This window comes from Polynucleobacter sp. HIN6, assembly GCF_030297575.1.
In the GTDB taxonomy this organism is placed as follows: Bacteria; Pseudomonadota; Gammaproteobacteria; order Burkholderiales; family Burkholderiaceae; genus Polynucleobacter.
This window is the reverse complement of the sequence record NZ_AP028137.1, coordinates 277,477-303,299: the sequence shown is the minus strand read 5'-3', so window position 1 is coordinate 303,299 and position 25,823 is coordinate 277,477. Positions and strand designations below refer to the sequence as shown.

Below are 25,823 nucleotides of genomic sequence, written 5' to 3'. Positions count from 1 at the left end.
TCTATTTAGATTTTACTAATTCTTTTAATATAATTTGCAATCCAATAAATAACATTAGGGCATATGCCGGGATTGCAGGAAGGATATATCTTGCCTGTATTCCATTATAAGAACTTGAGTCAATTACACTTATTAATAATACTCTCGAAGATACCGCTATCGTACACAATATAAATAAAATATAACAGCAATTAATTTTATTATTTAATAATGGTATTATAATTCCAAGTATTATTATTGGTAATGCAATATATCCTATATATGGGTATATACTATTGAGTACTTTATTTAATTTTTCTAATCTCTTTTTAGATTTATAAATATTTAAAGAATCAATTCCAATTTGAGTATCTATTTGTCCTTTAATATCAGTTACTCCACCCATTTTTAAATCTTTAAACATTACTTCATCACTTTTTCCATCTGGTGTTTGATATTTTATTTTTGCAGTTTGAATATCACCATTAGGTATTTCTAAGTTTATAGAATAGGCACCCTGGACGTCGGGTCTTTTTTTAGTTAAAAATTCCATATCTTTTATATTTACATTACTAGCCTTTAGCTGAACCAATGTTCTTTCTGGTAGTTTTATCCAACCTTTAAATTGAAATTTTGATGCTTCGCGCCTCTTGCCAGTAATTTCGGTATAAATATATTTTTGATCTATCGTTGCACTATCCTCTACTTTTTGAATAAAATTTGAACTAGGATACAGAATTAAATCTGTCACATTAATTATTGAAATAGGTAAGTTTTTTATCCACTTACTGTAATCTGGATCTAAAAAAGGAGAAATTGCATATGATTTTGCTTTTATTTTTCCAGATTTGTATGAATTTACTATCTCCTCTGACACCCTTTTAAATTTATTGTTTGCATATTTTGGATCTTTATACCAACCTGCTTGATATGCAGCATCTCTAAGGGCCCAATAAAACCATCCATTTGCTATTTCACCCTTTATTCCTGTTGAATCTTCACTAATTTTTCTCCACATCTTTCCCGATTCATTATCTAAATATTGCCTTATCTCATTTAAGGTTTCACTTTCTTCATATGCTACTGATAGCACATTTTTTGATGCCGTTACATACTTTTCTGTTTGTCCTGCATTTATTTTATTAATTGCAGTCAATGCATTTAGATATCCGGGATGTTCTAAATCATATCTTGCATAAATGCCTGTCTTAGCGTAATGTATGGTTGATATCAAAATACTTAGTGTAATTATTGATATAAATGGATAAATTAATAATGGAAGTGCTATTTTAAACTTTTGTGATTTTATCCACCACTGTTTCCTATAAAATATTGAATAAATAAATAATGTCATTATTGGAACAACAAATACTATACCCTCGCTTCTTGTATGGTATCCAAAGGCGCATCCTGCCACATAAATTACTACTGCAAATTTCCATCTTAAATTTCTTGTATTATTTCTATTGTTCCATATTTCTATTGCAGATGCGATAACAAATGCAGATATTACAGTGAGAAGTGTTTCTGAAAGTGCTCTATCGAATATTTCAAATATATAAGGATGAAAAATTAGATATATAAATAATAATAACCCAATTATATAATTATTTATAATCTTGATAATTGAATAAACTAAGTATGCGGTAGCCAATACCCAAAATAAATCAATCAGAAATCTTGTTGGAATTCCTATTAATGATGAAAATTTTAACCATATTGAATATATGGGTAAATGAATATAACTCATATGAGTATATTCACCTCCAAAAATATTATTTTTGGCATTATTTATATACCAATATTCATCATGCGGAGAATTTAACTGAATAATATCTCGGTCACCTGTAAGATATAATCTATATATCGATATTAAGCATAGTAAAATCCAAAAAATATTTTTTAAAATATTATTTTTTTTCATCTCATTACCCCTTGCACATAGGATGTTGCCACTTGATAGCCTTTAGCAGGAAATCCTAGTAATCTTTCTATAGCATGCAAAGTTGAGCCGTCATAAGGCAATGGCTCGGCTGGATAATCCTCCCAATCTAGGTTTAGATTAAAAAATGGCATTAACGCCTTTGTTCTAGCCCAAAACATGGCACCTACGGGGAAGAGGAAGTTCTCTGGTAGCGTCTCTATACCCATTCTTTTGGCTATGGGCTTTGCATGCTCTTTATTTTTATCCCACCCAACAATATTGGGATCATCGGGGAAAACGATTCCTAAAGTACTATTGATATTAAATTCAGTCAAAATGACATCTGCCATGGGGTGCTGTTTTATACCCAGCAAATTGGCCAAGGCAAATCGATACCAGACATCTCCTGTTTGGGCATCTTTAATATCAACACTTTTCTTGGTGTGGATATGGCCCACAAAGTCATAACCCTCTAAAAAATCTTTTCCGAACTCCGTTAAGAATGGGCCAATGTCACGACCCCGATTTGGCACAACCCGAATATCGTGCTTTACTCCCTGATATCGCCTGAGCTCATACATTACCTTTTCTTTACCCTGCTGATCGGGCACGCTAACAAATAAATCTGGGCGTATTTGGTTGCTTAATAAAGCATCAATAATTGACGCAAATAACTCTGGATAATAGGCATGAATATGCAAGGCGACACGTTTATTTTGAGGTAGTGCAGGAAGCCTCCTATTAGTTTGACTGGTAATGACCGGGTAACTCCAAGGGCCCTTCGGTCGACCTGCCCGCAGATAGTCAGCAAAGGGATCAACATTGGGACTAGCTAATCCATGTTGTTCACGGTAGATGCCTGGGTGAAAACCGGGGTGGGGTTTTCTTCTACCCATTCCATTTTTCCATGATAGGAGGAATGCACTTACGTTAAATCTCTTATCATTACCCAGTCTTTGAATCCCAAACCCCTCCTTTAACAACCCTGACTCTATGATAGTCTGACCATCTAACTTATCTTGCTCCATTTGGGCTTTTGCATTCTCACCTAATTGCTCTAGCTTGGCAACATACGTCTTCATATCAAAATACTGAGAGGCCGCTTGCTGACATTGCTGTGCAGTTGCCTGATAAAGCGACTCTGAATTAAGTAATGAGATAATCTTTTGTGCCATCTCAGCTGTGTCTATATATTGAGCAACACAAACCTCTTCGAGCCCACTTTCAATTAAAAAGTCAGCTATACCGGTGGTTTTGTTAAAGCACAAGACTGGCACGCCATAGGACATAACTTCAATAGCGACGTTGGGTAGAGGATCTAATCTGGAGGAGAGTAAGAATAGATCTGCCTCTTCATAAGCAGCTTCAATCGCTGGGGTCTCATCGATAAAGAATATGTATTTCTGCAATCCTGCGCGTTCAATTTGATCTTTGATATAAACAGAATAGGCAATATCATTTTCTGGATCATACCCCTTGCCAATCCAGACAAAACGGCACTTTTCCCCACCAGGGGAGCCAACCACCCTAGTGGCGCACTCCACAAATAAATCAATACCTTTACGCATCTGCACAAAACCAGCGCCCAAAATAATTTTAGTGTGTGGATCCAAATCTTTAGGTCGCATAAGAGAGCGAATGCGAATGCACTCTTGCTCAATATCAATCTGACTTAAATCATCGATTGGTAATAAACATCTACCCTGGGGAATGATGTGGGTGGAGCGAGCACTTAAATGGGGATAAGTTAAAAAGGCATTCTCACGAACAATACTTGCAGAAAAAACTACCTCGCTAGACCAAAATAAGGCTGCTGGGAAAGCATCTTCAGGACGTGTGTAAGAAGCAAACTCATGAATCAGGGTAATAGTTGGGACACTATTTTGACTTAACCCATCGAGAACAACTCGAGACTCAATGCTGTTGACAATTGCAAATTTGAAATTGAAGCGTTTGGTGAGTTTGGTGATTTTTTTTTGAATAAAAATTCTGGGTACTATCTTCTGGTTTATGAGTTGCACATATACAGCGCTGACCCTTTTAAAACTATTTGTCAATACTCCTGGTCCTAGCAGCACGACCACTACATTAAATTTCTTAGAAAACTCCCTAACAAGATTAAGTGATAAAACAGGAGCTCCAGTTCGTGAAGCTTCATGGGAGATAATTAGAATGGTTTCTAAATCTACATCAATCTCACCGACAATTCCTATATTCTCTTTAACTTGAAATACAAGCGTTTCACGCACTTTCTTGATAAATTTCGACATGCCATGGACCCGAATATATCGAATGGCACTAGAGAGTAAATGTTGCATGTAATTAACAGGCTAATTGACTACGTATCCATTGCGCAGTATTTTTTAATGCTACATTTAGATCGAATGCTGGGGACCACCCTAATTCTTTAAACGCTAAAGAATTATCCAATATATTTGCTTTGACATCATAGGCTCTGCTAGGAAGATAATTTTTGGTTATTATCAAATCTAACGAATCTTCAATAAGCCCAATTAATTGATTTAATGAAGTGCCAATTCCAGAACCAATATTAAAAATACTCTCTGTTCCATGGTAATAAATAGCCTTTGCAAAAGCTTCAGCTACATCCGTAACATAAATATAGTCCCGCACCACAGAGCCATCACCCCAAATATCTATTGGCTGTCCAATAATTGCTTTATATAAAAATACCCCTACCGCCCCCTGTGCCGTCTCAATCCGCTGACGCTCTCCAAATGGATTGGAAACCCTCAATACAGTCGAATTAATTCCATATAAATGCTGATAAAGTAATAAATACTTTTCAATAGCAAGCTTTGAAATTCCGTAAGAAACCACCGGATTAGTGGAGTGGGATTCATTAATAGGAAGGTATGACGGATTTCCGTAGACGGTACCGCCAGAAGATATAAAGACTATTTTTTGAACTCTTTTATCCACCATTGCATTTAACATCTGTAGAGTACCAATTAAATTGGTCTGGACATCAAAAATAGGATCTTCATTTGAGCTTTTTGGAAGAGTGGTAGAAACCAAATGCAGCACTACGTCCATTCCATCAATTGCATTTCCCACATCAAAACTACTCATAAAATCACCAGCAATCCATTCCACTGACTCATCAGGACTAAATGTCCTGTAAGGCTCTACCCTCGGCCGCTCGAATATTCTCAGCTCATGTCCATCTAGAAGCAACCTATCTGCTATAGCGGATCCTATAAAACCTCCACCTCCGAATATCACAATCTTCATCTCATTACCCCTTGCACATAGGATGTTGCCACTTGATAGCCTTTAGCAGGAAATCCTAGTAATCTTTCTATAGCATGCAAAGTTGAGCCGTCATAAGGCAATGGCTCGGCTGGATAATCCTCCCAATCTAGGTTTAGATTAAAAAATGGCATTAACGCCTTTGTTCTAGCCCAAAACATGGCACCTACGGGGAAGAGGAAGTTCTCTGGTAGCGTCTCTATACCCATTCTTTTGGCTATGGGCTTTGCATGCTCTTTATTTTTATCCCACCCAACAATATTGGGATCATCGGGGAAAACGATTCCTAAAGTACTATTGATATTAAATTCAGTCAAAATGACATCTGCCATGGGGTGCTGTTTTATACCCAGCAAATTGGCCAAGGCAAATCGATACCAGACATCTCCTGTTTGGGCATCTTTAATATCAACACTTTTCTTGGTGTGGATATGGCCCACAAAGTCATAACCCTCTAAAAAATCTTTTCCGAACTCCGTTAAGAATGGGCCAATGTCACGACCCCGATTTGGCACAACCCGAATATCGTGCTTTACTCCCTGATATCGCCTGAGCTCATACATTACCTTTTCTTTACCCTGCTGATCGGGCACGCTAACAAATAAATCTGGGCGTATTTGGTTGCTTAATAAAGCATCAATAATTGACGCAAATAACTCTGGATAATAGGCATGAATATGCAAGGCGACACGTTTATTTTGAGGTAGTGCAGGAAGCCTCCTATTAGTTTGACTGGTAATGACCGGGTAACTCCAAGGGCCCTTCGGTCGACCTGCCCGCAGATAGTCAGCAAAGGGATCAACATTGGGACTAGCTAATCCATGTTGTTCACGGTAGATGCCTGGGTGAAAACCGGGGTGGGGTTTTACATTTTTGAGATTGCTTTTATGCCCATTTATATAAGAAAGAAGCACGTTTTTAGTACCCGTAACAGCCCATTCTGATGGAAAATTTAAAAACCCCTCCTTTAACAACCCTGACTCTATGATAGTCTGACCATCTAACTTATCTTGCTCCATTTGGGCTTTTGCATTCTCACCTAATTGCTCTAGCTTGGCAACATACGTCTTCATATCAAAATACTGAGAGGCCGCTTGCTGACATTGCTGTGCAGTTGCCTGATAAAGCGACTCTGAATTAAGTAATGAGATAATCTTTTGTGCCATCTCAGCTGTGTCTATATATTGAGCAACACAAACCTCTTCGAGCCCACTTTCAATTAAAAAGTCAGCTATACCGGTGGTTTTGTTAAAGCACAAGACTGGCACGCCATAGGACATAACTTCAATAGCGACGTTGGGTAGAGGATCTAATCTGGAGGAGAGTAAGAATAGATCTGCCTCTTCATAAGCAGCTTCAATCGCTGGGGTCTCATCGATAAAGAATATGTATTTCTGCAATCCTGCGCGTTCAATTTGATCTTTGATATAAACAGAATAGGCAATATCATTTTCTGGATCATACCCCTTGCCAATCCAGACAAAACGGCACTTTTCCCCACCAGGGGAGCCAACCACCCTAGTGGCGCACTCCACAAATAAATCAATACCTTTACGCATCTGCACAAAACCAGCGCCCAAAATAATTTTAGTGTGTGGATCCAAATCTTTAGGTCGCATAAGAGAGCGAATGCGAATGCACTCTTGCTCAATATCAATCTGACTTAAATCATCGATTGGTAATAAACATCTACCCTGGGGAATGATGTGGGTGGAGCGAGCACTTAAATGGGGATAAGTTAAAAAGGCATTCTCACGAACAATACTTGCAGAAAAAACTACCTCGCTAGACCAAAATAAGGCTGCTGGGAAAGCATCTTCAGGACGTGTGTAAGAAGCAAACTCATGAATCAGGGTAATAGTTGGGACACTATTTTGACTTAACCCATCGAGAACAACTCGAGACTCAATGCTGTTGACAATTGCAAATTTGAAATTGAAGCGTTTGGTGAGTTTGGTGATAACTAAGCTCGCAAGTTTTCTGTCGTACTTGATATTTTCAACAGCTACAATACCGGCTTCATCAAACAAAAATTCATCTTTTAGCACCCCATTATCCAAAATAAGAGATAAGACATTAAATTTCTTAGAAAACTCCCTAACAAGATTAAGCGATAAAACAGGAGCTCCAGTTCGTGAAGCTTCATGGGTGACGATCAGTATTGTTTCTTTCTGCTCCGAAAAAGATGTAGATCCAAAGATTTCAAAACCTTTATATTTTCTGCCTTCACGTTCTCCATAATTTATAAAGTGCTCTATAGGATCAATCTGACTTAAAGCAACATCGGGGTTAAATGCCAAATAAATATCAGGATCAAAGTCAATCGGCAATTTGCTAAGATCATTAGAGTAATCCAAATGTGGCAATAAACTAGATTGAGTAGTGTTTTTAATTAATAGCCCATTACCAAATCGAGAAAATATTACTCTTACAAAGTTGGTTAACCTCCAAATAAACGATAATTTAATTGAATCAATTTCAATTGACTTACCTAACCACTCTTGATTGACGCGCATCACTTCGTTATTAAGGGATTGAATTTGATTATCGCGTTCGGTAATTTGATTTTTGGCTAACAACCACTCTTGATTGACGCGCATCACTTCGTTATTAAGGGATTGAATTTGATTATCGCGTTCGGTAATTTGATTTTTGGCTAACAACCACTCTTGATTGACGCGCATCAATTCGTTATTAAGGGATTGAATTTGATTATCGCGTTCGGTAATTTGATTTTTGGCTAACAACCACTCTTGATTGACGCGCATCACTTCGTTAATATTAATATCCTCTAATAAATTAATATATCTAAATGCAGAATTTAAAAATTCTACATTTAGATATGTCATTAATCCACTATCGGAAATAATTTGGTTAGATGCCGCTTGAGTATCTGACGCAAAATCTAAAAGGTAATTAAATAATTTAACCACTTCCCTCGGAGCATCTGCATCAACCTTGTGATCCGGATAATGATTAAGCTCTTTTTCAAGAAAATTACTCAAATAGTCTTGAGTCTCTGGAGTTTTTAGATTTGGAGCCTTGAGATGCAAGGAGCTAGCAATTCTGGATAAATGAGAAAGTGGATCTTTCAAGTAAAGATCATAATCAACAATAACGCGGCAATACCCTTCGGTGCTTACTATCGAAGCCAACACATGTTGAAACCATAAAAGGTAAGATTTTTCTTTAGGAGTTTCATTTCGAGTAGCCAATGATTTTACTACGCTCGAAGGATTTCTTATCACTATTAAGTAAAAGACATCACAATCAATTTCTTTAAATACTTTTTCCCAAAACCACAACAATCTACAAGTTCTGGGGTCTTTAAAGCCCCATAAACCCATACTAGTTTTTAGTCTTTTTTTAAGAACTTCTTTTGCTTTATTTTTTAAATTATTAACTATAGGATTGTCAAAGCTCTTTTCTTCCCGAATACCGAGTTTATCGTAAGCAGATCCGAAATTATCCAGAAGTGCTTCGTTAATTGATAAACATTCCATGTCCTCCCAAAAACCCTTTGGATTATCTACTGCGGCAGAATATAAATTGTCTCCAAGATCAACGCCCAATAAAGTCAAACCACGCGTTATCAGACTTGTGCCACTTCGATGCATTCCTAAAACTACTATTAGCTTATTTCTATTGACGCCCTCATTCTTAGAAATATTGTTAAATTCGGCATCAATTGGAACATTAAAAGTACCATGAACAGTCATAATTAAATCCGAATTAATTACAAATTTCTATTTTTGGAACACATAAGAAATCAACGGGAGCTGTTGATATATTTGATTCAACAAATAACACCTTAAATGTAGCAAGATCCAATACTCGATGAAGATAAGTTTCCTCCTGACCCCTCATACCAAGCACCCCAGCATTGCAAAAATAGACATTTGGATTGAGGTTGCATGAAAATGTAAATTCAACATTGATACAAGTTCCAGGCTCAATAAAAGATAAGCCCTTATTAAAAGTTGATTCGGACATTGCCCCGCCCAACTCCATTCCTGAAATTGTTTTTATAAGCATTGAAAATCGTACGTTTGTTGCTCCCTCATTAAACTTCACTCTGTATAAAAACTTATATTTCTTGCCCCGCACCAAGCAATTAACCCTTTTACCAGATTGAGTCAAAATCATTGGGGAGTCTATCCATGCACCTAATGACTCATACTGCAACATAGTTTTAGCATTATGAAGCTCAATACTCTCATCAAAAAACTCTTCTTCACGATCTTGAGCGTTAGATCTGGCGTGATATACAGAGTGGCTTTTGACGGAATCTAGACTTGGTAACTCATCAAAACATTCATTTAAATCAGAACGTCTTAATATCTGCTCTCGAACCGATGAGGCCTTTTCTAATGGCGCATAAAGTAACTTTTGATACTTACCAACAACCTCTTTTGGCAACCCAAATAAAAGTTGCTCCCCGCAATCAAGAAGAATTGCTCTTTCACAGAGTTCAATGATCTGACTTGCGGAATGCGATACAAATAATATTGTTGTGCCATTTTTTTTTATTGCTTCAATTCGAGAAAAGCATCTTCTTTGAAAAAGCTCATCACCAACAGAAAGTGCCTCATCAACAATTAGTACTTTGGGATTACTGTGGATAGCAACAGAAAAGGCAAGTCGAATAATCATTCCACTCGAATATGTTTTTATAGGCTGATCTAGAAAGTCACCAATGTCTGCAAAATCTATAATTAACTGAAATATTGAATCAACTTCATCTTTACCCAACCCTAAAATTCTAGCATTGAGATAAATGTTTTCTCTTCCAGTAAAATCAGGGTTAAAGCCCGAACCAAGCTCCAGTAGTGCAGCTATCCGGCCAACTGTTTTTATAGACCCAGATGTCGAACTTAATGTCCCACAAATTAATTGCAATAATGTTGATTTTCCGCTTCCATTACGTCCGATAATTCCAACAGTTTCACCCTTTCTTACTTCAAAGTTTATATCCTTTAAAGCCCAGAATTCATGGTAATAGCGTTTTTGAGAAATAAAAAAGAGACGCTGAAGCGGTGGTAATATAAATTGTTTTAGTCTGTCACTGGGTTGATCATAAATCTGATAACATTTACTCAGATTTTCAACTTTGATAGCAATATCAGAGGACATCTGCAAATCCTTTTCTTGTCCTCTGAAACCATGCAAAACCTAGCCAAGCAAGCATAATCGATACTGCTAGCTGAATAGTCCATAACTTTAGGCTTGGTATATGTCCCCTTACTAAAACTTCTCGCGTCGATTCAATCACTAACGTCAGCGGATTTAGATGCATTGAGGTTTGAAATTCTAGAGGCAATGCCGAGATTGGGTAAAAGATGGGCGAAAGAAACATCAATGCAGTTGTTAAAACTCCTACAATTTGACTAATATCACGCAAATAAACACCTAATGATGCAAGAACCCACGACAAACCCACTGTTAAAAATATCAACGGTAATATGACCAATGGCAGAAAAATAATTGAGTGTTGGGGTTTTCCAAAAAAAATAAGATAGAAAATGAGCCAAACTATCAAACTAACCATAAAATGAAATAGGGATGCAAGTAGTGCAACTAGGGGTAAAATCTCTAATGGAAATACTACCTTTTTAACATAATTAACGTTAGCCAATATTAAACTCGGCGCTCGATTAATACACTCTGCAAACAAAGAGAACACAATTAAACCTGAAAACAAAATTAGAGCAAATTCTGTTTTTGAATCACCGCCACCTGACCAGCGAGCTTTGAATACAACACTAAAGACAAAAGTGTAGACGACCAGCATAAAGACCGGATTAAAAAAAGACCATAAAATTCCAAGCATGGATCCACGATATCGGCCTATCACCTCGCGCTTAGTTAACGCTATAACCAAAGATCGATTCCGCCAGATACTTGCAATCATTTCGCGAGGAGAACAAGAAAAATTTTGCATTAGATCTTCTTAAGTAAAGCGGCGAACAAAAGACTGATTGTCCCACGCCAAGTTTGTCGATACAAACCTGTCACCTCAAGCAAACGAAAGCGGTCTTTTAAGTCTGCGCTACGCATTTTTTTAAAAAGATCAAGAGTTTCTTGGCTACCATGACTTAATAATGGTTTAATCGAACATAAAATAGCAATATTTATATCGTTCCAAATCCTAAATTGGCCTTGAAGTACCATTTGAATCCGCTGACATCTTGCAACGATTGAGGTATTACCGCCAATTAATGCATCTTTATGTTGTCGATAAAGTAGCTGTGGTTTTGGGTCATAAAAAACATCACCGCCCACTCCGGTGACTAATTGATAAAGCCACCAGTCATGGGAGATGTGATTTACTGGTCCCACCCTCTCTAAAAGAGTCTTAACGTCATGATTAAATACCATAGTATTTCCACCAGCAATGCTTTGAACGAGCGCATTACGAAATGTTCGTGGGAATGTAAATAATGGCGAATATCCTACTTTACGAAGTTCCTCATCTACGTAGATGGTACGTCCACAATAAACATACGGTAAAGCGTTTTCTTGATTTTCTAAGATATTTTGGATGGCAACCGTTAGCTTATCAGAAAGCCACACATCATCTTGATCACAAAAAGCATAGTAGTCTGCCCTAATTGCGGGATCACAAGCCAAACTTAAAAAATTCACGCAAAACCCTTGTTGTGGGCCAGCACGAATGATCATTTTTCCATCAGGCCATTTGGTCTGATACTTATCTAAGATGGATAGAGTGCTGTCTCTAGAGCCATCATCGCTGGCATACAACACCCAATTCTGATGAGTCTGCGTTTCTAAAGAATCAAGCTGCTCCGCTAAAAACTGCTCACCATTTTTCGTGCCCATGAGGATCGCCACGAGCGGTTTTGGGGGTTGCCCAAGATTATTCTTATTTTTGTTTAAAGAAATTGACACTTCCCAACTCATAACTACGATCCAATTCCTTTAAACGCGACTAAAACTCAGTGTATAAAGCCAAAAAAGCAATGACAAGCATCAAATCTGAAGAAATACTCTCAAAATTTATAATTGAATTATACCCTGCGGGGGGGGTAAATACCAATACTGAAGAAAAATACTGCAATTTCTCACATAGCAGTCTCGGGGCAGGACTGCTAATGGCGTTTAACATTCACTCGATCGGGGACTTTAGGCGGCTTGTTTTAACTTTACCTCTCCTGATTCAGGGTAACTCTGTATAAGACTATTTCAACAAAAATTGAATCCGCCATTCCACTAAAACTGGTTGTGGTCTTGGGCACTTAAATCTCGGAAAGGTTTTGATGGACTGATTCTTGTGAATTTAATGACAAGATCATTTCCCATAGTGTTCATACGAAATTTTTTAATCAAGGTCTCTGCTGCCATTTACCAATCTTATTAAGATCAGCTTAATTACTCCTTACTCTCAAACTAATTACTTCGGTACTGATTGCTAACTTACAAGGCTTTCAGAAAATACTGTCTTATGTATTTCAAGTTATAGTCTTGATTTAATGATCAAACATAATCTTTATAGTCAGAATACTTTAAAAAAGCGAGCGTCTATACAAACATACAGACTCTAAATGATGCTACTCAGAATCCTTATCCGCATTTGAAATAATAAGAAATTCTGGAAATTTATAGCGAACTATAGCCCAATATATCCAGCAATAGATTAAAGCAAAGATCGCTGTAAATATTTTAAGAAGTACGTGATTTTGCCAAAACAACAATGCTGGGATAACAGCTAATAGGCACAACATCCAAAGATAGGGTGCAGTTAGAGCATTACGCTGCACTTTTAAATAGTTAAAGTTAGTACCAACCGACCATCTCACTACACGTTTATAAACTAGTTGATGTAAGTGAGAAGCATCAGGCATGCCTGGATGCACCCTCTTAAGAATCAAACGACGATAAATAGTAAAGAGGGTTTCAAAAATTGGGTATGCACAAAGAAGTAGTGGAAACCATTTAGAGACTTCAGGGTGACGAGTAGTTAGTAGTACCGATAGCTCCGCAATCCAAAAACCTACGAGATACGCACCCCCATCTCCTAAAAAAATAAGCCCGCGAGGATAATTCCAAAATAAAAATCCAAATAGAGCTCCGATCATCGCAAATGAAGCAATCATAATTTGATGATCACCGACTTTAAAGGCCACATAGGCAATACCCAAGAGAATCATAATAGCAACCACGGCAGATAAGCCGTTATAACCATCAATGATATTAAAGGCATTTGCTACACCGCCGACAGCAAAGCAAGTGATGGCAATAGCAAGAATAGGATAGGTAATCATCAAATTATCAATACCAAGAATTTGTACACTTCCTAACCATGCATTCAACATATATCCTGCAAGGCCAGCCGCAAGAATAGTGGCCATCAGACGAATACGAATGCCGACTTTTTTTGTAATATCCTCAGTCAAGCCGGCGATAACAGCTGGTAAAGAGCTAAGAATAAGCAAAAGTCCAAATAGACCAACGTCAGGACTTTGAAAATAGCGTACCCACAAGGCTAAAAAAATAGCTAAAAGGATCGCTGCACCTCCTACCCTGGGAACTGCAATAGTATGAAATTTTTGAATACCGGTTAAGTCTGAGTCTGCGGAAAATCGAGCGTGAAGGTAACTGTACCTAACAAGCCATAGGTTAAGGATAAATGAAAAAAGAAAGGAGATTAATAAAACAGACATACCATCAATCTAATATTTAATGAGTTTACATTAGGTATTGCCTCAGGCAATCAAAATCCATAACGAATCTCGCCCGGTGAGGGTTTTATTTAATCCCACCCCAAATCTTTTCACCATGAGCGTTTGCCAATAGTTTGCTTGGGGTAGCGACTTAATCAAAATCTCCTGTAATTTTGTGCATTGATATAAATAAGCCACATTGGTAATAAATAGACTTTATCAGGGACAAAACTCAGGCTAGCCGAGTGTTAGATCTCATAAGTTTTTTTAAATGAAGAGTCATTTGATCGATTTAAAAGGATTGAAGTACTTATCCGCTTTGAATCAAAGAAGTTCTAATCACTAAATCAGCGCCAATAGATCGATCCCAGAAAATCCGGTTGATATCTTTCCATAACTTGCATTTACATAGCAATCGTCAGTATTGAAACCTCAATGAGATCGCCTGTAGCTTGACCCATAGCCTTAATCATTACTTCACAAAAGCATTATGTAGCTCAGGTACTTAAAACTTGTCTTTGCGTGATGTCTGCAAAAGGTATCCAATGCAAACATGATTTTACTCAATCACATTGGGCTCAATTTTAAAGTCTAAACAAATTTATATGATGATAGACTCAAAATCAAAAAATAGTCCTGCACTTCTTAGTACCACAGTAACGATGCTAATTTTCGTCTATTTATTTGAGACAGCACATACATTGAAGCTTACTTGGGTTAGCTCAAAAAATTATGTCGAATTGCCAGCTTTAGATAAGCAATCATGAAATCCCATTTAGCAGTTACCCTTGATACCGCCTTATGATGCAACTTGGCGCGCATGGCCTCATACAAAACCGTGTGGTTGCGCTGACTTACTCCCCCAGCAAGCATGACGGCTACAACCTTGGTAGAAAATGATGTTTTTAATTGTCTATTGGCGCGTAATAGCAACTCGTAATCACCGGCAATTTGATAACTAGGATCAAAGATCCCATAGTGGTCAAATAATTTTCGAGAATGCAAGGCCCCAACGTGTGTTGTACACATATAATGACGAAACAGGCTCCATGACCAAGGCTTACCAATGATTCGCTTTTTTTGATCTGAGCTTTGAACGCTAACCTTTCCAAAAATAAATTCTGCCTGAGGATTGCGTAATGCCAAAGTCACGAGATCTTCTAAGCCACCAGGCAAATAGCAATCGCCAGCGCCCAAGAATGCAATGTATTGGCCCTTGGCTTGGGCTAAGCCCTTATTCCACGCATCATAAATACCGTGATCAAATTCAGAAATCCAGTAATTAACAACCCCTTTTGATGCCATCAATAGCTCTTTTGTACCGTCGCTTGATCCCCCGTCTATGACTATGTATTCCAGGTTGGGGTAGGTGTGAAGGGCGATATTCTGAATGGTTTTTTCCAAATTTATGGCATCATTGAATGAGCTGGTAATAATACTGATGAGTGGGAGATTTTGCATAAAACAGCAATTAACTTATTAAGTGGGTACTTTGTGATTTGCCATGAAAAAATTAAGGTCGTTTAAAAAAAAACTGGGGTAGCCTAGATATCATTTTTTGAAGAATAAAAAGGGATGGTAGCGAAACTTGAAGTCCATGTTTTCTGCACGCCCTAAATGCATCTAAATTTGAGAATATGCTTCTTATCAAGCTGCGATTTGAGATGCCGCCCATCCGCATCTTTACCCAAATTCTAGGTACATAACATACCTTGATTTGATGAACACATAAAAAGCGCATCATTAGTTCAAAATCTGCTTGTAAATTAAATAGGGGGTCAAATGACCCGTATTTCTCATAGATTCTCTTTCTAACAAAGAAAGTTGGATGAGCTGGCATCCAGCCTTTCTCAAATAAGCCGGGACGATAAGTGTTTGACTTCCAATAGCGCACAATGCGAGAAGAATCAAACTCTTTTACATAGACTAAATCAGCGTAACAAGCATCAATAGAGGTATCTGAAAATATTTGTGCCACCTGGGCCAAAACAGAATTATCTACATACACATCATCTGCATTTAAAAGACCAATAATCTCGCCACTGGCAATCGAGATGCCTTTATTCATTGCGTCGTAAACCCCTTTATCGGGCTCAGTAACAAAATATGAAACTTTCCCAAAATGAGGGTGAGATTTAATGATGTTTACAGTTTGATCCGACGAATTCCCATCGATGATGAGATATTCAATATCGCTATAAGTTTGGCCAATGACAGAGGAGATAGTTTCGGCAATGGTGTATTGCGCATTATAGCAAGCGGTAATGATGGAAATTTTCATTTAGCCTGTAATGCTTATCTCAATGAGGCTCAATTGAATCTAATTTTTTAAGCATAAATTTATCTAATTGCCTAGATGCAGATTGCCAAACCGAGTCTACTGAAATCATCTGAATGCATGGAACAGCCTCATTTTTAGGCACCTCATAAATGCAGTTCCAATTACAACCGTAACACTCCATTGGGAAGTATATAGCCTCAACCGCACTAGGCATTAAATCTGGTGGGTATGGAAAAAAACGCCCGAAGTGGCCACCACCCAACATGCAAACAGTTGGTGTTCCAAGATTAGCGCCTATATGAACAGTCCCAGTTTCATTGGTAATTAATAAGCTGGCATTATTTATGATATCGATCAATTGATCCAGGCTCGTCTGCCCGCACAAGTTAGATAAAGGGATCTCTAGTCCAGCATTAATAGCATCAGCAAGAAAGCTCTCTTGAGCTGTGCCGCAAATGAGGCCAGGAATATTATATTTTTGCTGGATACGCCTAGAGAGTTCAATGAATTTTTCGGTTGGCCAGCAACGCCCCCTCCAACTACCACCTGGCACTAATACGAAATAACTGTGATCTAAAATTCGCGGAGAAGGGTGTAAGGTCGCAAGGCCAGAGGCTGGCTTACCGCCCAAGCCTCGTATAAATTCAGCATTCTTATCAATCTCCGATAATCTAGCAAAATCTCCCTCAATGAATCGTGTATACCAATTATCAGTAAAACCCTTCAGTAAAGGAGTGATATTTGTCGTGTCACCCCTAAATCCAATTTTTAACTTAGCCCCAGATGATCTAACGATTAAATCTACAGCATAAAAATCTCTGGAATACACCGGACTTATTAGAAATTCAATACCCAACTTTCTTATTTTCCTTATTATCGAAAATCGATAGGTTAAAGAACGCTTAAATTGATTCACTTTGATCGGTAAGATCTCATCAAATTGATGAGTCTCCTCTGCCAAAGAAGCCCACGCGGCATTTGCAATCAAAACCATTGAAAACTTTGGACGGGGATATAGCTCTCTTAAGGATGTAATCTGAGGAGCCCAAAGGAGATAATCCCCAATATGATCTAAACGGACCACCAAAATGCGATTGCTTTTTATTGAGTTAAATAAGGTAGTTAATATCGCAGAAAAGTCAAAAACCCAAAAAAAGGCCGCGGCCATAGTTCGATATAAATTTTTTACAAAATGCCGCATTAACTTAAGAATATCTCCATATAGCTTTAAAGAGTTATAAAAATCTAAAGAAAAATAAGGATCACTAGTAACTCCATAAAGGGGATAAAAAAATAATCTCTTTTTTTACCAGATGAGTTATGTAAGACTAGAGCTAAAAGTTTTATCTACTTTCTTGCCACTGCAAAGATCACTGGATCTAAAATTTTAGGGTTTGGATTCGCATTTAATGCGCGAAGAAATCGCACTGCTCTTCTATAAAAAAATCTCAGAGCTAATCTTAACCTTTGCTTTAGGCTTGTAGCAAATATCTCCTCAAATCCATATAACTCAATTTGTTTGAAACCCGCAGCCAGTAAAACCTGCCTAAGACTATGCTCCACAAATCCACTTACATGAGTAAAGTCATTAAAGTGGTGTAGATAACCATATGGACTTTGCAGATTCGGCACTTGAATGATTGCAACACCACCGTTTGACAAGCTTGATTTGATTGCCTTTAAAAAATTAATTGTTTGGTTTTGAGGTACGTGCTCCAGAACATCAAGGCATGTAATTAAAGAAAATTTTTTCCGGTTATTCAATAGCCATTGAACAGTATCGTCGGTAACTTCACATTTCAATTTGTGGCTCTGGCAAAATTTTACTGTTGAAGGAGATATATCAACCCCTTGATAATTGAAACCCCAGTCGCGCATACACGACAGCATTTCACCGCGTCCTATACCTATATCCAAAACTAAACTTTTTTTATCTTTAGGTAAAAATTTTTCATAATTAATTTTAAATTGCTTGAATTTAAATGTTGCCTGTTGATAACCATCAAAAGATGTTTCAACATAATTATCAAATATTTCTTTCATTTAATTCTATTCCCAATTTAGCAATGCATTTTCTGTATTGTCAGAATAATCAATTAATCCTTAAGCTTAATTCACTTGCAGTTTTTTTTGAATATCCCTAAAGCAAAAATAACCATAGACTGAAAACACAGCAATACTATAAGCCGCTATAGTGGCTAGAGGAACCGCTATTAAACCCAACTTTTCAATTAATCCAAATTTCAAAGGAATAGCTAAGAGAATAAACAAGGTAACAGCATATAGTTGCTGACGGATAACATTGGTTCCATTTAAAAACATTGCAAATGCATTGCCGCAAGCATCTAATAGTGACCATACTCCACAGAAGATTACTAAAGATAGGGATGCAACAATGACACCTTGTGTCCATCGATCGATAATTGGCGTATGGAACAGTATTAACAAAAAAGAAATTGAGCCTGCGCCAAAAAAAGTAAGGGTCATGCTCCTCTTTAAGGTCTTTCTAATAAATGATTTATCGCTATGAGCCTCTGCATCCGCATAGGCCCCCCACAGAGGTGCATTCATCACCATAAATGGCTGAGAAGCAATTTGAAATAGTCGCTGGACTACGGCGTAAACCGCTACCTGAGTTACCCCAATGGTACTTGAAATAATTAATGAATCAGCTCCCCACCCCACAATCCCGCCAATTTGTAATAAAAAATATATTGCGCCGGCACGAAAGAGTTGAGAAAATTCGACTCGCGCAAATGCAACTGAACCACGTAGCTGGAATTGCTGCCTTAGCACGAGAACAAAAAATAGTAGTGAATTTGCAAATACCTGACTTCCAAAAACAATAATAAGCAGGGTATCAATACCAGCCTCATATTTGGCAGCTACGAATAAAGCCAAAATACCTATTAGAAAACCAAAGCCACTAAAAGCATGACTAATATAGCTTTGCTGAAGCCCCAAAAAAATACGCTGACATCCTCCTGAAAAAATACTGAGGCCAAATAAAATCGCAAAGCAGAAACCTGCGTCTTTAATCTCTGGCAATAGAAGTGGATTATTTACTTTTAATAAGGTCTCCCAAGGCGTGTAACTAGAAACCATTATCAAAAGAATTCCGATGAGTAAACCGAGGCCTATTAAAATAATCAAGCCGCCACTAATCACTTTTGCCAATTCCTCACGAGACTTAACGGCTGCGCTAGCAACTCGGTTTGTAAGAGCATTTCCAATTCCTAAATCTAAAAAGCCTAGCAAAGCTACGAAACTTGAGATGGTCATCCAAATTCCAAATCTTTCAACCCCCAAATATGGAATGGTCAAGCTGATGCTAATGACCATCAAAATAAGGCTTAAACCCTTACTCAAAACATTCGCTAGAATTGAGAAAAGTGCTCTTTTATATCGCTCGGCGTGTAGACCATTTTCCGTGTCTAGGCAAAATACTCTAAGCCCATGACGACTTAGTTTTTTTAATATTTCCAAAAATAATCGCCTTGCAAGATAGTAAAAATTTAAAGATTTCATCCTCAAAAAGGATTATGAGCACCTAAGTTTTTCACACTAAACACTAAAAAGAAGTTTCCGTTTATGCATGAAACTTTTTTATTAGCCAGCAATCAACTACGCATCCGTACCCAAATTAAACTGCTCACAAAAATCCTTATATGCCAGTCTAAGACCATCCTGCAGATTTACCTTAGCCTGCCAACCCAAAACACTCAAGCGAGAGGAGTTCATCAACTTCCTTGGTGAGCCATCAGGCTTACTAGAATCAAAAACAATTCTTCCCCTATAAACTATTGCGTCAGCTACTGCATGGGCTAGTTCCTTGATAGTGATGTCGCTGCCATAACCAACGTTGATGTGCCCTTGCATAGGTTCAGTGTATGACTTATAAACCACCTCATCGAGTTGCATGACAAAAATGCTGGCAGCGGCCATATCATCGACGTATAAAAATTCACGCTTAGGAGTACCAGTTCCCCAAATCATGACCTCGGGTGATTGATTGATCTTCGCCTCATGAAAACGTCTAATCAGGGCCGGAATCACATGGCTATTTTCGGGGTGGTAATTATCCCCAGGACCATACAGATTAGTGGGCATCACAGAGCGGTAGTCCACCCCATGGCTTTTGCCATACTGACGGTTGTAGCTCTCACACATTTTGATCCCCGCAATTTTGGCAATCGCATAGGGCTCATTAGTGGGCTCGAGCTTCCCAGTTAAAAGTGCATCTTCAGCCATAGGTTGCGAGGCTAACTTGGGGTAAATGCAGCTTGACCCTAAAAACAAGAGTTTTTTCACACCACTCACAAACGCCTGATGAATCACGTTGTTTTGTACCATCAGGTTCTCATAAATAAATTGCGCTGGGTAAGTATTATTTGCATAAATTCCGCCTACCTTGGCTGCGGCTAAATACACCTGATCGGGTTTTTCGGTCTCAAAAAAATGACGAACCGCAGCTTGATTGGTAAGATCCAACTCTTGGTGCGTGCGATAAATCAGATTGGTATACCCTTGGCGCTCTAACTCGCGCACAATGGCTGATCCCACCATCCCCCGGTGGCCCGCGACGTAGATTTTTTGGTGAAGATCGTTTGCCAAAAAAGAGTCCTTAATTCGTTACGAGAGAGTTAAGCGTGTTTTGCTGTTCTGTTACTTTTTTCTTACTTCTCTATTGCTTCTCGCTTACTTTTCCTTACCCACTGTCACCGCATACCCATGCTTTTGGAGTAAGGCATGCTGCTTGGCTTTTTCAAGATCATGGGCGACCATTTCCTCAATCATTTGATCGAGAGTAATCTCAGGGACCCATCCGAGCTTTTCTTTGGCTTTAGTTGGATCTCCTAGGAGGGTCTCGACTTCAGTGGGACGATAGTAATGGGGGTCGATTTGTACAATCACATCGCCTACTTTGAGCGCAGGCGCTTTATCTCCCTCAATCTTTGTGACGATTGCCTTCTCGGCTTCAGCTTTGCCTTCAAATGTGAGCGTGATTCCTAACTCGTTGGCACTCTTTTGAATGAACTCACGAACCGTATATTGCACACCAGTCGCAATCACAAAATCCTCTGGCTTATCTTGTTGGAGCATAAGCCATTGCATGCGCACGTAATCTTTAGCATGCCCCCAATCACGAAGTGCATCGATATTGCCCATATAGAGGCATTGCTCTAAGCCTTGGGCAATGTTCGCAAGCCCCCGAGTCACTTTACGGGTCACAAAGGTCTCGCCGCGGCGCTTGGACTCATGGTTAAAGAGAATGCCATTACATGCATACATGCCATAGGCTTCGCGGTAGTTCACCGTAATCCAATAGGCATAGAGTTTCGCGACTGCATAGGGGCTTCTGGGATAAAAGGGGGTCGTTTCCTTTTGTGGGATCTCTTGTACTAGGCCATAAAGCTCAGAAGTCGATGCTTGGTAAAAGCGGGTTTTCTTCTCTAAGCCCAAAATACGAATCGCTTCGAGCATGCGTAGCGCCCCAATCGCATCCACGTCGGCCGTATACTCGGGGGATTCAAACGAGACTGCCACATGGCTTTGCGCACCCAAGTTATAGATCTCATCGGGTTGGCACTCTTGAATAATCCGTACCAAATTACTGGTATCCGTCAAATCCCCATAGTGGAGAATCAGATGAGGGTGATTGACATGCGGATCTTCGTAGAGGTGGTCAATGCGCTCGGTGTTAAAGAGTGAGGCGCGGCGCTTAATGCCATGGACCACATAGCCCTTCTCTAATAAAAATTCTGCAAGGTAAGAGCCGTCTTGACCAGTAATCCCGGTTATTAAAGCAACTTTGGCTTGATTCGTACTCATGGCTTCTCTCTTAACTCCATTATTCGTCATTGAGCTTATTGTCGCCCATAGGTGTCTTCAAAGCGCACAATATCATCCTCACCCAAGTAAGAACCGGATTGAACCTCAATAATCTCCAAAGGCTCTGTGCCGGGATTGGCTAAGCGGTGGGTTTGTCCTTGGGGGATGAAAGTGCTTTGATTTTCATGCAAGGTCAGCACCTGATCACCATTGGTAATCTCGGCAATACCCTTAACCACAATCCAATGCTCAGCGCGGTGATGATGCATTTGCAGCGATAAACTCGCTCCGGGTTTGACTTGAATGCGTTTGACTTTAAAGCGCTCGCCCTCATCAACGCTGTCATACCAACCCCAGGGGCGATTGACTTTGCGATGCAGGTTTTTCTCTTCGCGCCCTGCTTTCTCTAAGCGACTCACAATCGCCTTGACCTCTTGGCTATTGGCACGATTGGCTACCAAGACCGCATCGGCAGTTTCCACAATCACGAGATCTTTCACGCCCACTGCACTCACTAGGCGCGTACTCGAATACACCAGACTATTGGTGGTTTGATCCAAAACCGTATCACCCCGTGTCACATTTCCGGCATTATCTGGAGCGCCGACTTGCCACACTGCATCCCAAGCACCCAGGTCATTCCAGCCCGCATCCAATGGGACCATTTGAATGGGAAATCTGCTACCTGGGCATTGTTCAATCACTGCGTAATCAATCGACTCGCTGGGAATTGCTTCAAACAGAGCCTTGTCAGGACGAATAAATACGGTACCATCGTGCGCGTCACTGGTTTTACCATCCCATGCTTGAGTGCTTGCCTGCAAAATGTCTGGGCGAAATGCCTGGAGGGCTGCAAGCCATACACCGGCTTTGAGCACAAACATCCCGCCATTCCAATAGTAGCCACCCTCCTTTAAATACTGGGTCGCGGTTGCCACATCGGGCTTTTCAACAAAACGCTCAACGGTCATACCAATATCAACTACTGCTTGAGGATCGAGCTTGGCCTTGATATACCCGTAACCAGTCTCTGGACCAGTGGGGGTCACGCCCAGGATAGCGATTGCCCCGGATTGCGCAATCTGCAGTGCGGAGTGCATCGCCAACTCAAAAGCGGGTTGATTAGTAATCGTTTGATCGGCTGGGGTGATGAGCAAAATGGGGTCATCGCCTTGCGCCTGTGCACACAATGCCGCTAGCGTAAGCGCCGGGGCAGTATTGCGTGCTACCGGCTCGAGTAGCAATGTTGCCTTTACATCCTTTAACTCACGCAATTGATCGAGCACTAAAAACCGATGCTCTTCATTGGTCACTATTAAGGCAGGCTGTTCATCGGCATGGGACCCAATCGCTTTTTGAGCGCGGCTCAGGGCTTGCTGAAAAAGGCTATGCTGGTCTTCATTACTTGAGAGAACAAGAAATTGCTTGGGGAATCCCGAGCGCGATAAGGGCCACAAACGCGTACCCGAGCCGCCACATAGAATGACAGGGATGACTTTGGAGCTTAAATTAGGGTTGGGCACAATTCGTATCATTTTTCAGAATAATCGTATTGTAAAGGGGTAAAGGTCTCCTATAAGGTATCTAGGCTGCAGTCCTCTGCCTCTGCCCCTGACCACGCACTCTGCATGGATCCTCATGAAAACCCAGTACTGCTTGCGCCTTCGAAAAGTTCGTATCATTAGCGTATGAGCAAAAAAGCCCTCATTATCGGCATCACCGGCCAAGACGGTGCCTACCTAGCCCAATACCTCTTAGGCAAAGGGTATACCGTGACCGGTTCATCGCGCGATGTGATGGCCTCCTCTTTTCATAATTTGAATATTCTGGGGATTCGCGAACAGGTCAAACTTCTCTCTGTCTCCATTAATGATTTTCGTAGCGTGTTTAATGCCATTCAAAGCTGCGATCCCGATGAGATTTACAACCTTGCTGGACAAACCTCGGTGGGACTCTCGTTTGAACAGCCGGTCGAAGCGATCGAGAGTATCGCCATTGGCACGCTCAACATCCTAGAAGTCATTCGGGTATTAGGGAAGTCTGTGCGTTTTTACAATGCAGGCTCCAGCGAGTGTTTTGGCGATACTGGCACAACCCCCGCCAATGAATCCACACCCTTTGCACCCCGTAGTCCCTATGCAGTTGCCAAATCAACTGCCAAGTGGCTCATTAACAGCTACCGCGAGTCTTATGGCTTATATGCTTGCACAGGCATTCTGTTTAACCACGAATCGCCCTTGCGTCCAGAGCGCTTTGTCACCCAAAAAATAATTGTGGGGGCTAGCAAAATTAAAGCGGGGCTGCTTCAAAAAATCCAACTGGGTAATTTAGACATCTGCCGCGATTGGGGCTGGGCCCCGGAGTATGTAGAAGCCATGTGGCTCATGATGCAGCAAGATAAGCCTGATGATTTTGTAATCGCTACGGGCCGCATGGAGTCACTCACCTACTTTGTCGCGAAAGCCTTTGAGTATTTTGATTTGGATTGGCAACAGTACGTGGAAATCAATCCTGCGTTTTTTCGACCCAATGAAATCCAATACAGTGTGGGCAACCCCGAGCGTGCGATTGAACACCTTCAGTGGAAAAAACCCACCGATGTTGATGGGGTGATTGAGCGCATGTGCGCTGCTCAAGCCCAAAAACTGGGTCAATAGGCTATAGTTTTACTCCGATAGGTCAAATCGGTGATTGCGCAATTAATCGCTGACAAGCCGCGAGGACCTCGGCTACTTCAGGCGGATGCCCCACATCGCCGTGATTGGAAATACGCTCTGACCAATAGCCTTCAGTTTTCCACCTCGGGGAGTCGCAATAAATCTCGACCGTGGGTTTACCCAAAATAGCGGCCACATGGGTTAAACCGGTGTCCACACCCACGATGAGCGCGGCATGGGCAATGAGCGAATAGGCCTCCTCAATCGAGATGGCTCTTGGAACGATTGCCCCCGGAATGTGACTTGCGATGGATTCACTCACCCGCCTTTCGCTCGTACTCCCCCAAGGCAGTACCAATCGGTAACCCTCTTTAGCCAATGATTTTCCCAAATCAATCCAGGACTCATTGGCCCAGCGCTTGGCGGCGCGCGCCGTGGAATGAAAACACAGCACATACTTCGTGATGGGGTCATTAGCCGCGCTCGAAAGACTCTCGAGGGGTAGGATTGGAAGATGCTTTACAAATTCAGGGGGATAAAACTGCGGTGGTTCGTTCTCGCGTTTAATCAGTGGCCAGTCCATCGCCGAGCACATCACCCAACGCGCGCGATCAACCGCGTGGCACTGTTTGGGCACCTGCACTGCTTGGGTATAAAAAAGGCGTGCCAACGGCTCATAGCCTGAGTACTCGGTGGCATTTCCAAGACCCGCAACTACCGCATGAGCGGATTTTTTTGCAAGTGCGCACACCAATGCAGATTTAATTAAGCCTTGTGTTTCAAGAATCACATCGTAGCTGGTGGCTTGCAACATTTGGCGCATGGCCCAGAACTCATGCCAGGCACTCTGACTCCAAAAGCTTTTGCGCCAGCGGCGAAACGCAAGCGGAATAATCCGATCAATGCCTCTGAATATGTTGGTGGTTTCTAAGGGTTTGAGTAATGGCACATACGCCTCTTCCACAATCCAATCGATTTGTGCATGAGGAAGACGCTTGCGTAAATCCCAAACGAGCGGAAGGGTATGGAGCACATCGCCTAAGGATGAGAGCTTAACAATCAAGATTTTAGGGGTATCCCCACCTTGACTGATCAACCCTGCCTGATCAGTCTGATCCACGGATGTGTGCTGTGACCTTTGCGTCTGCAATGAACTAGCCATGGCTCGATTATCGTATGGTTTAGTCTTGGGCTTG

18 protein-coding genes are annotated in these 25,823 nt (G+C 40.3%); 1 reads left to right on the top strand and 17 read right to left on the bottom strand.

Translation table 11 applies throughout. The features are described 5' to 3' along the window. Nucleotide 1: 1 nt before the first annotated feature. The 16 genes from QUE66_RS01600 to QUE66_RS01525 all read right to left on the bottom strand — a co-directional run bounded on the left by QUE66_RS01600 (nucleotide 2) and on the right by QUE66_RS01525 (nucleotide 23,505). Nucleotides 2-1,903, bottom strand: coding sequence for a hypothetical protein (locus QUE66_RS01600; protein ID WP_286224002.1), 1,902 nt, complete (start codon nucleotides 1,901-1,903; stop codon nucleotides 2-4). Beyond that, a complete protein-coding gene (locus QUE66_RS01595) occupies nucleotides 1,900-4,173 on the bottom strand; it encodes a rhamnan synthesis F family protein (RefSeq protein WP_286224001.1) in 2,274 nt (757 codons plus the stop codon). The genes QUE66_RS01600 and QUE66_RS01595 overlap by 4 nt, the downstream gene beginning before the upstream one ends. 52 nt (nucleotides 4,174-4,225) lie before the next feature. Beyond that, entirely contained in the window at nucleotides 4,226-5,158 is a 933-nt protein-coding gene (locus QUE66_RS01590) for an NAD-dependent epimerase/dehydratase family protein (protein WP_286224000.1), read from the bottom strand. Beyond that, entirely contained in the window at nucleotides 5,155-8,895 is a 3,741-nt protein-coding gene (locus QUE66_RS01585; RefSeq protein WP_286223999.1) for a rhamnan synthesis F family protein, read from the bottom strand. The genes QUE66_RS01590 and QUE66_RS01585 overlap by 4 nt, the downstream gene beginning before the upstream one ends. 13 nt (nucleotides 8,896-8,908) lie before the next feature. Continuing rightward, on the bottom strand, nucleotides 8,909-10,309 hold the full coding sequence (locus QUE66_RS01580) for an ABC transporter ATP-binding protein (RefSeq protein WP_286223998.1): 1,401 nt from the start codon (nucleotides 10,307-10,309) through the stop codon (nucleotides 8,909-8,911). Continuing rightward, on the bottom strand, nucleotides 10,299-11,117 hold the full coding sequence (locus tag QUE66_RS01575) for an ABC transporter permease (RefSeq protein ID WP_286223997.1): 819 nt from the start codon (nucleotides 11,115-11,117) through the stop codon (nucleotides 10,299-10,301). The genes QUE66_RS01580 and QUE66_RS01575 overlap by 11 nt, the downstream gene beginning before the upstream one ends. Continuing rightward, complete coding sequence (locus tag QUE66_RS01570; RefSeq protein WP_286223996.1) at nucleotides 11,117-12,097, bottom strand: glycosyltransferase family 2 protein; 981 nt, start codon at nucleotides 12,095-12,097, stop codon at nucleotides 11,117-11,119. The genes QUE66_RS01575 and QUE66_RS01570 overlap by 1 nt, the downstream gene beginning before the upstream one ends. A 647-nt stretch (nucleotides 12,098-12,744) precedes the next feature. Further along, nucleotides 12,745-13,857 carry an MraY family glycosyltransferase gene (locus tag QUE66_RS01565; protein WP_286223994.1) on the bottom strand — a complete coding sequence of 371 codons (1,113 nt, stop codon included), beginning with the start codon at nucleotides 13,855-13,857 and terminating at the stop codon, nucleotides 12,745-12,747. A gap of 717 nt (nucleotides 13,858-14,574) precedes the next feature. Further along, nucleotides 14,575-15,318, bottom strand: coding sequence for a glycosyltransferase family 2 protein (locus QUE66_RS01560; protein ID WP_286223993.1), 744 nt, complete (start codon nucleotides 15,316-15,318; stop codon nucleotides 14,575-14,577). Nucleotides 15,319-15,370: 52 nt separating this feature from the next. Continuing rightward, the gene (locus QUE66_RS01555; protein ID WP_286223992.1) at nucleotides 15,371-16,138 is read right to left on the bottom strand and encodes a glycosyltransferase family 2 protein; all 768 of its coding nucleotides are present in this window, start codon (nucleotides 16,136-16,138) and stop codon (nucleotides 15,371-15,373) included. Between the two features lie 19 nt (nucleotides 16,139-16,157). Then, on the bottom strand, nucleotides 16,158-17,306 hold the full coding sequence (locus tag QUE66_RS01550) for a glycosyltransferase family 9 protein (RefSeq protein ID WP_286223991.1): 1,149 nt from the start codon (nucleotides 17,304-17,306) through the stop codon (nucleotides 16,158-16,160). Nucleotides 17,307-17,485: 179 nt separating this feature from the next. Beyond that, nucleotides 17,486-18,181: a class I SAM-dependent methyltransferase gene (locus QUE66_RS01545; protein ID WP_286223990.1), complete on the bottom strand. Its 696-nt coding sequence runs from the start codon at nucleotides 18,179-18,181 to the stop codon at nucleotides 17,486-17,488. A 66-nt stretch (nucleotides 18,182-18,247) separates the two neighbouring features. After that, nucleotides 18,248-19,666 carry a lipopolysaccharide biosynthesis protein gene (locus QUE66_RS01540; RefSeq protein ID WP_286223989.1) on the bottom strand — a complete coding sequence of 473 codons (1,419 nt, stop codon included), beginning with the start codon at nucleotides 19,664-19,666 and terminating at the stop codon, nucleotides 18,248-18,250. Nucleotides 19,667-19,762: 96 nt separating this feature from the next. Further along, a complete protein-coding gene (gene fcl, locus QUE66_RS01535; RefSeq protein ID WP_286223987.1) occupies nucleotides 19,763-20,752 on the bottom strand; it encodes a GDP-L-fucose synthase in 990 nt (329 codons plus the stop codon). 84 nt (nucleotides 20,753-20,836) lie between these two features. Beyond that, nucleotides 20,837-21,970 (bottom strand): GDP-mannose 4,6-dehydratase, encoded by a 1,134-nt coding sequence (gene gmd, locus QUE66_RS01530; protein ID WP_286223986.1) that lies wholly within the window; start codon nucleotides 21,968-21,970, stop codon nucleotides 20,837-20,839. 35 nt (nucleotides 21,971-22,005) lie between these two features. Continuing rightward, nucleotides 22,006-23,505 (bottom strand): mannose-1-phosphate guanylyltransferase/mannose-6-phosphate isomerase, encoded by a 1,500-nt coding sequence (locus QUE66_RS01525; protein ID WP_286223985.1) that lies wholly within the window; start codon nucleotides 23,503-23,505, stop codon nucleotides 22,006-22,008. 153 nt (nucleotides 23,506-23,658) lie between these two features. On the opposite strand from QUE66_RS01525, the gene QUE66_RS01520 reads away from it, so the two are divergent. Then, on the top strand, nucleotides 23,659-24,627 hold the full coding sequence (locus tag QUE66_RS01520) for a GDP-mannose 4,6-dehydratase (protein WP_286223984.1): 969 nt from the start codon (nucleotides 23,659-23,661) through the stop codon (nucleotides 24,625-24,627). A 22-nt stretch (nucleotides 24,628-24,649) separates the two neighbouring features. Here the strand turns inward: QUE66_RS01520 and waaC are convergent, their stop codons facing one another. Beyond that, nucleotides 24,650-25,789 carry a lipopolysaccharide heptosyltransferase I gene (gene waaC / locus QUE66_RS01515; RefSeq protein ID WP_286223983.1) on the bottom strand — a complete coding sequence of 380 codons (1,140 nt, stop codon included), beginning with the start codon at nucleotides 25,787-25,789 and terminating at the stop codon, nucleotides 24,650-24,652. Nucleotides 25,790-25,823: the final 34 nt, after the last annotated feature.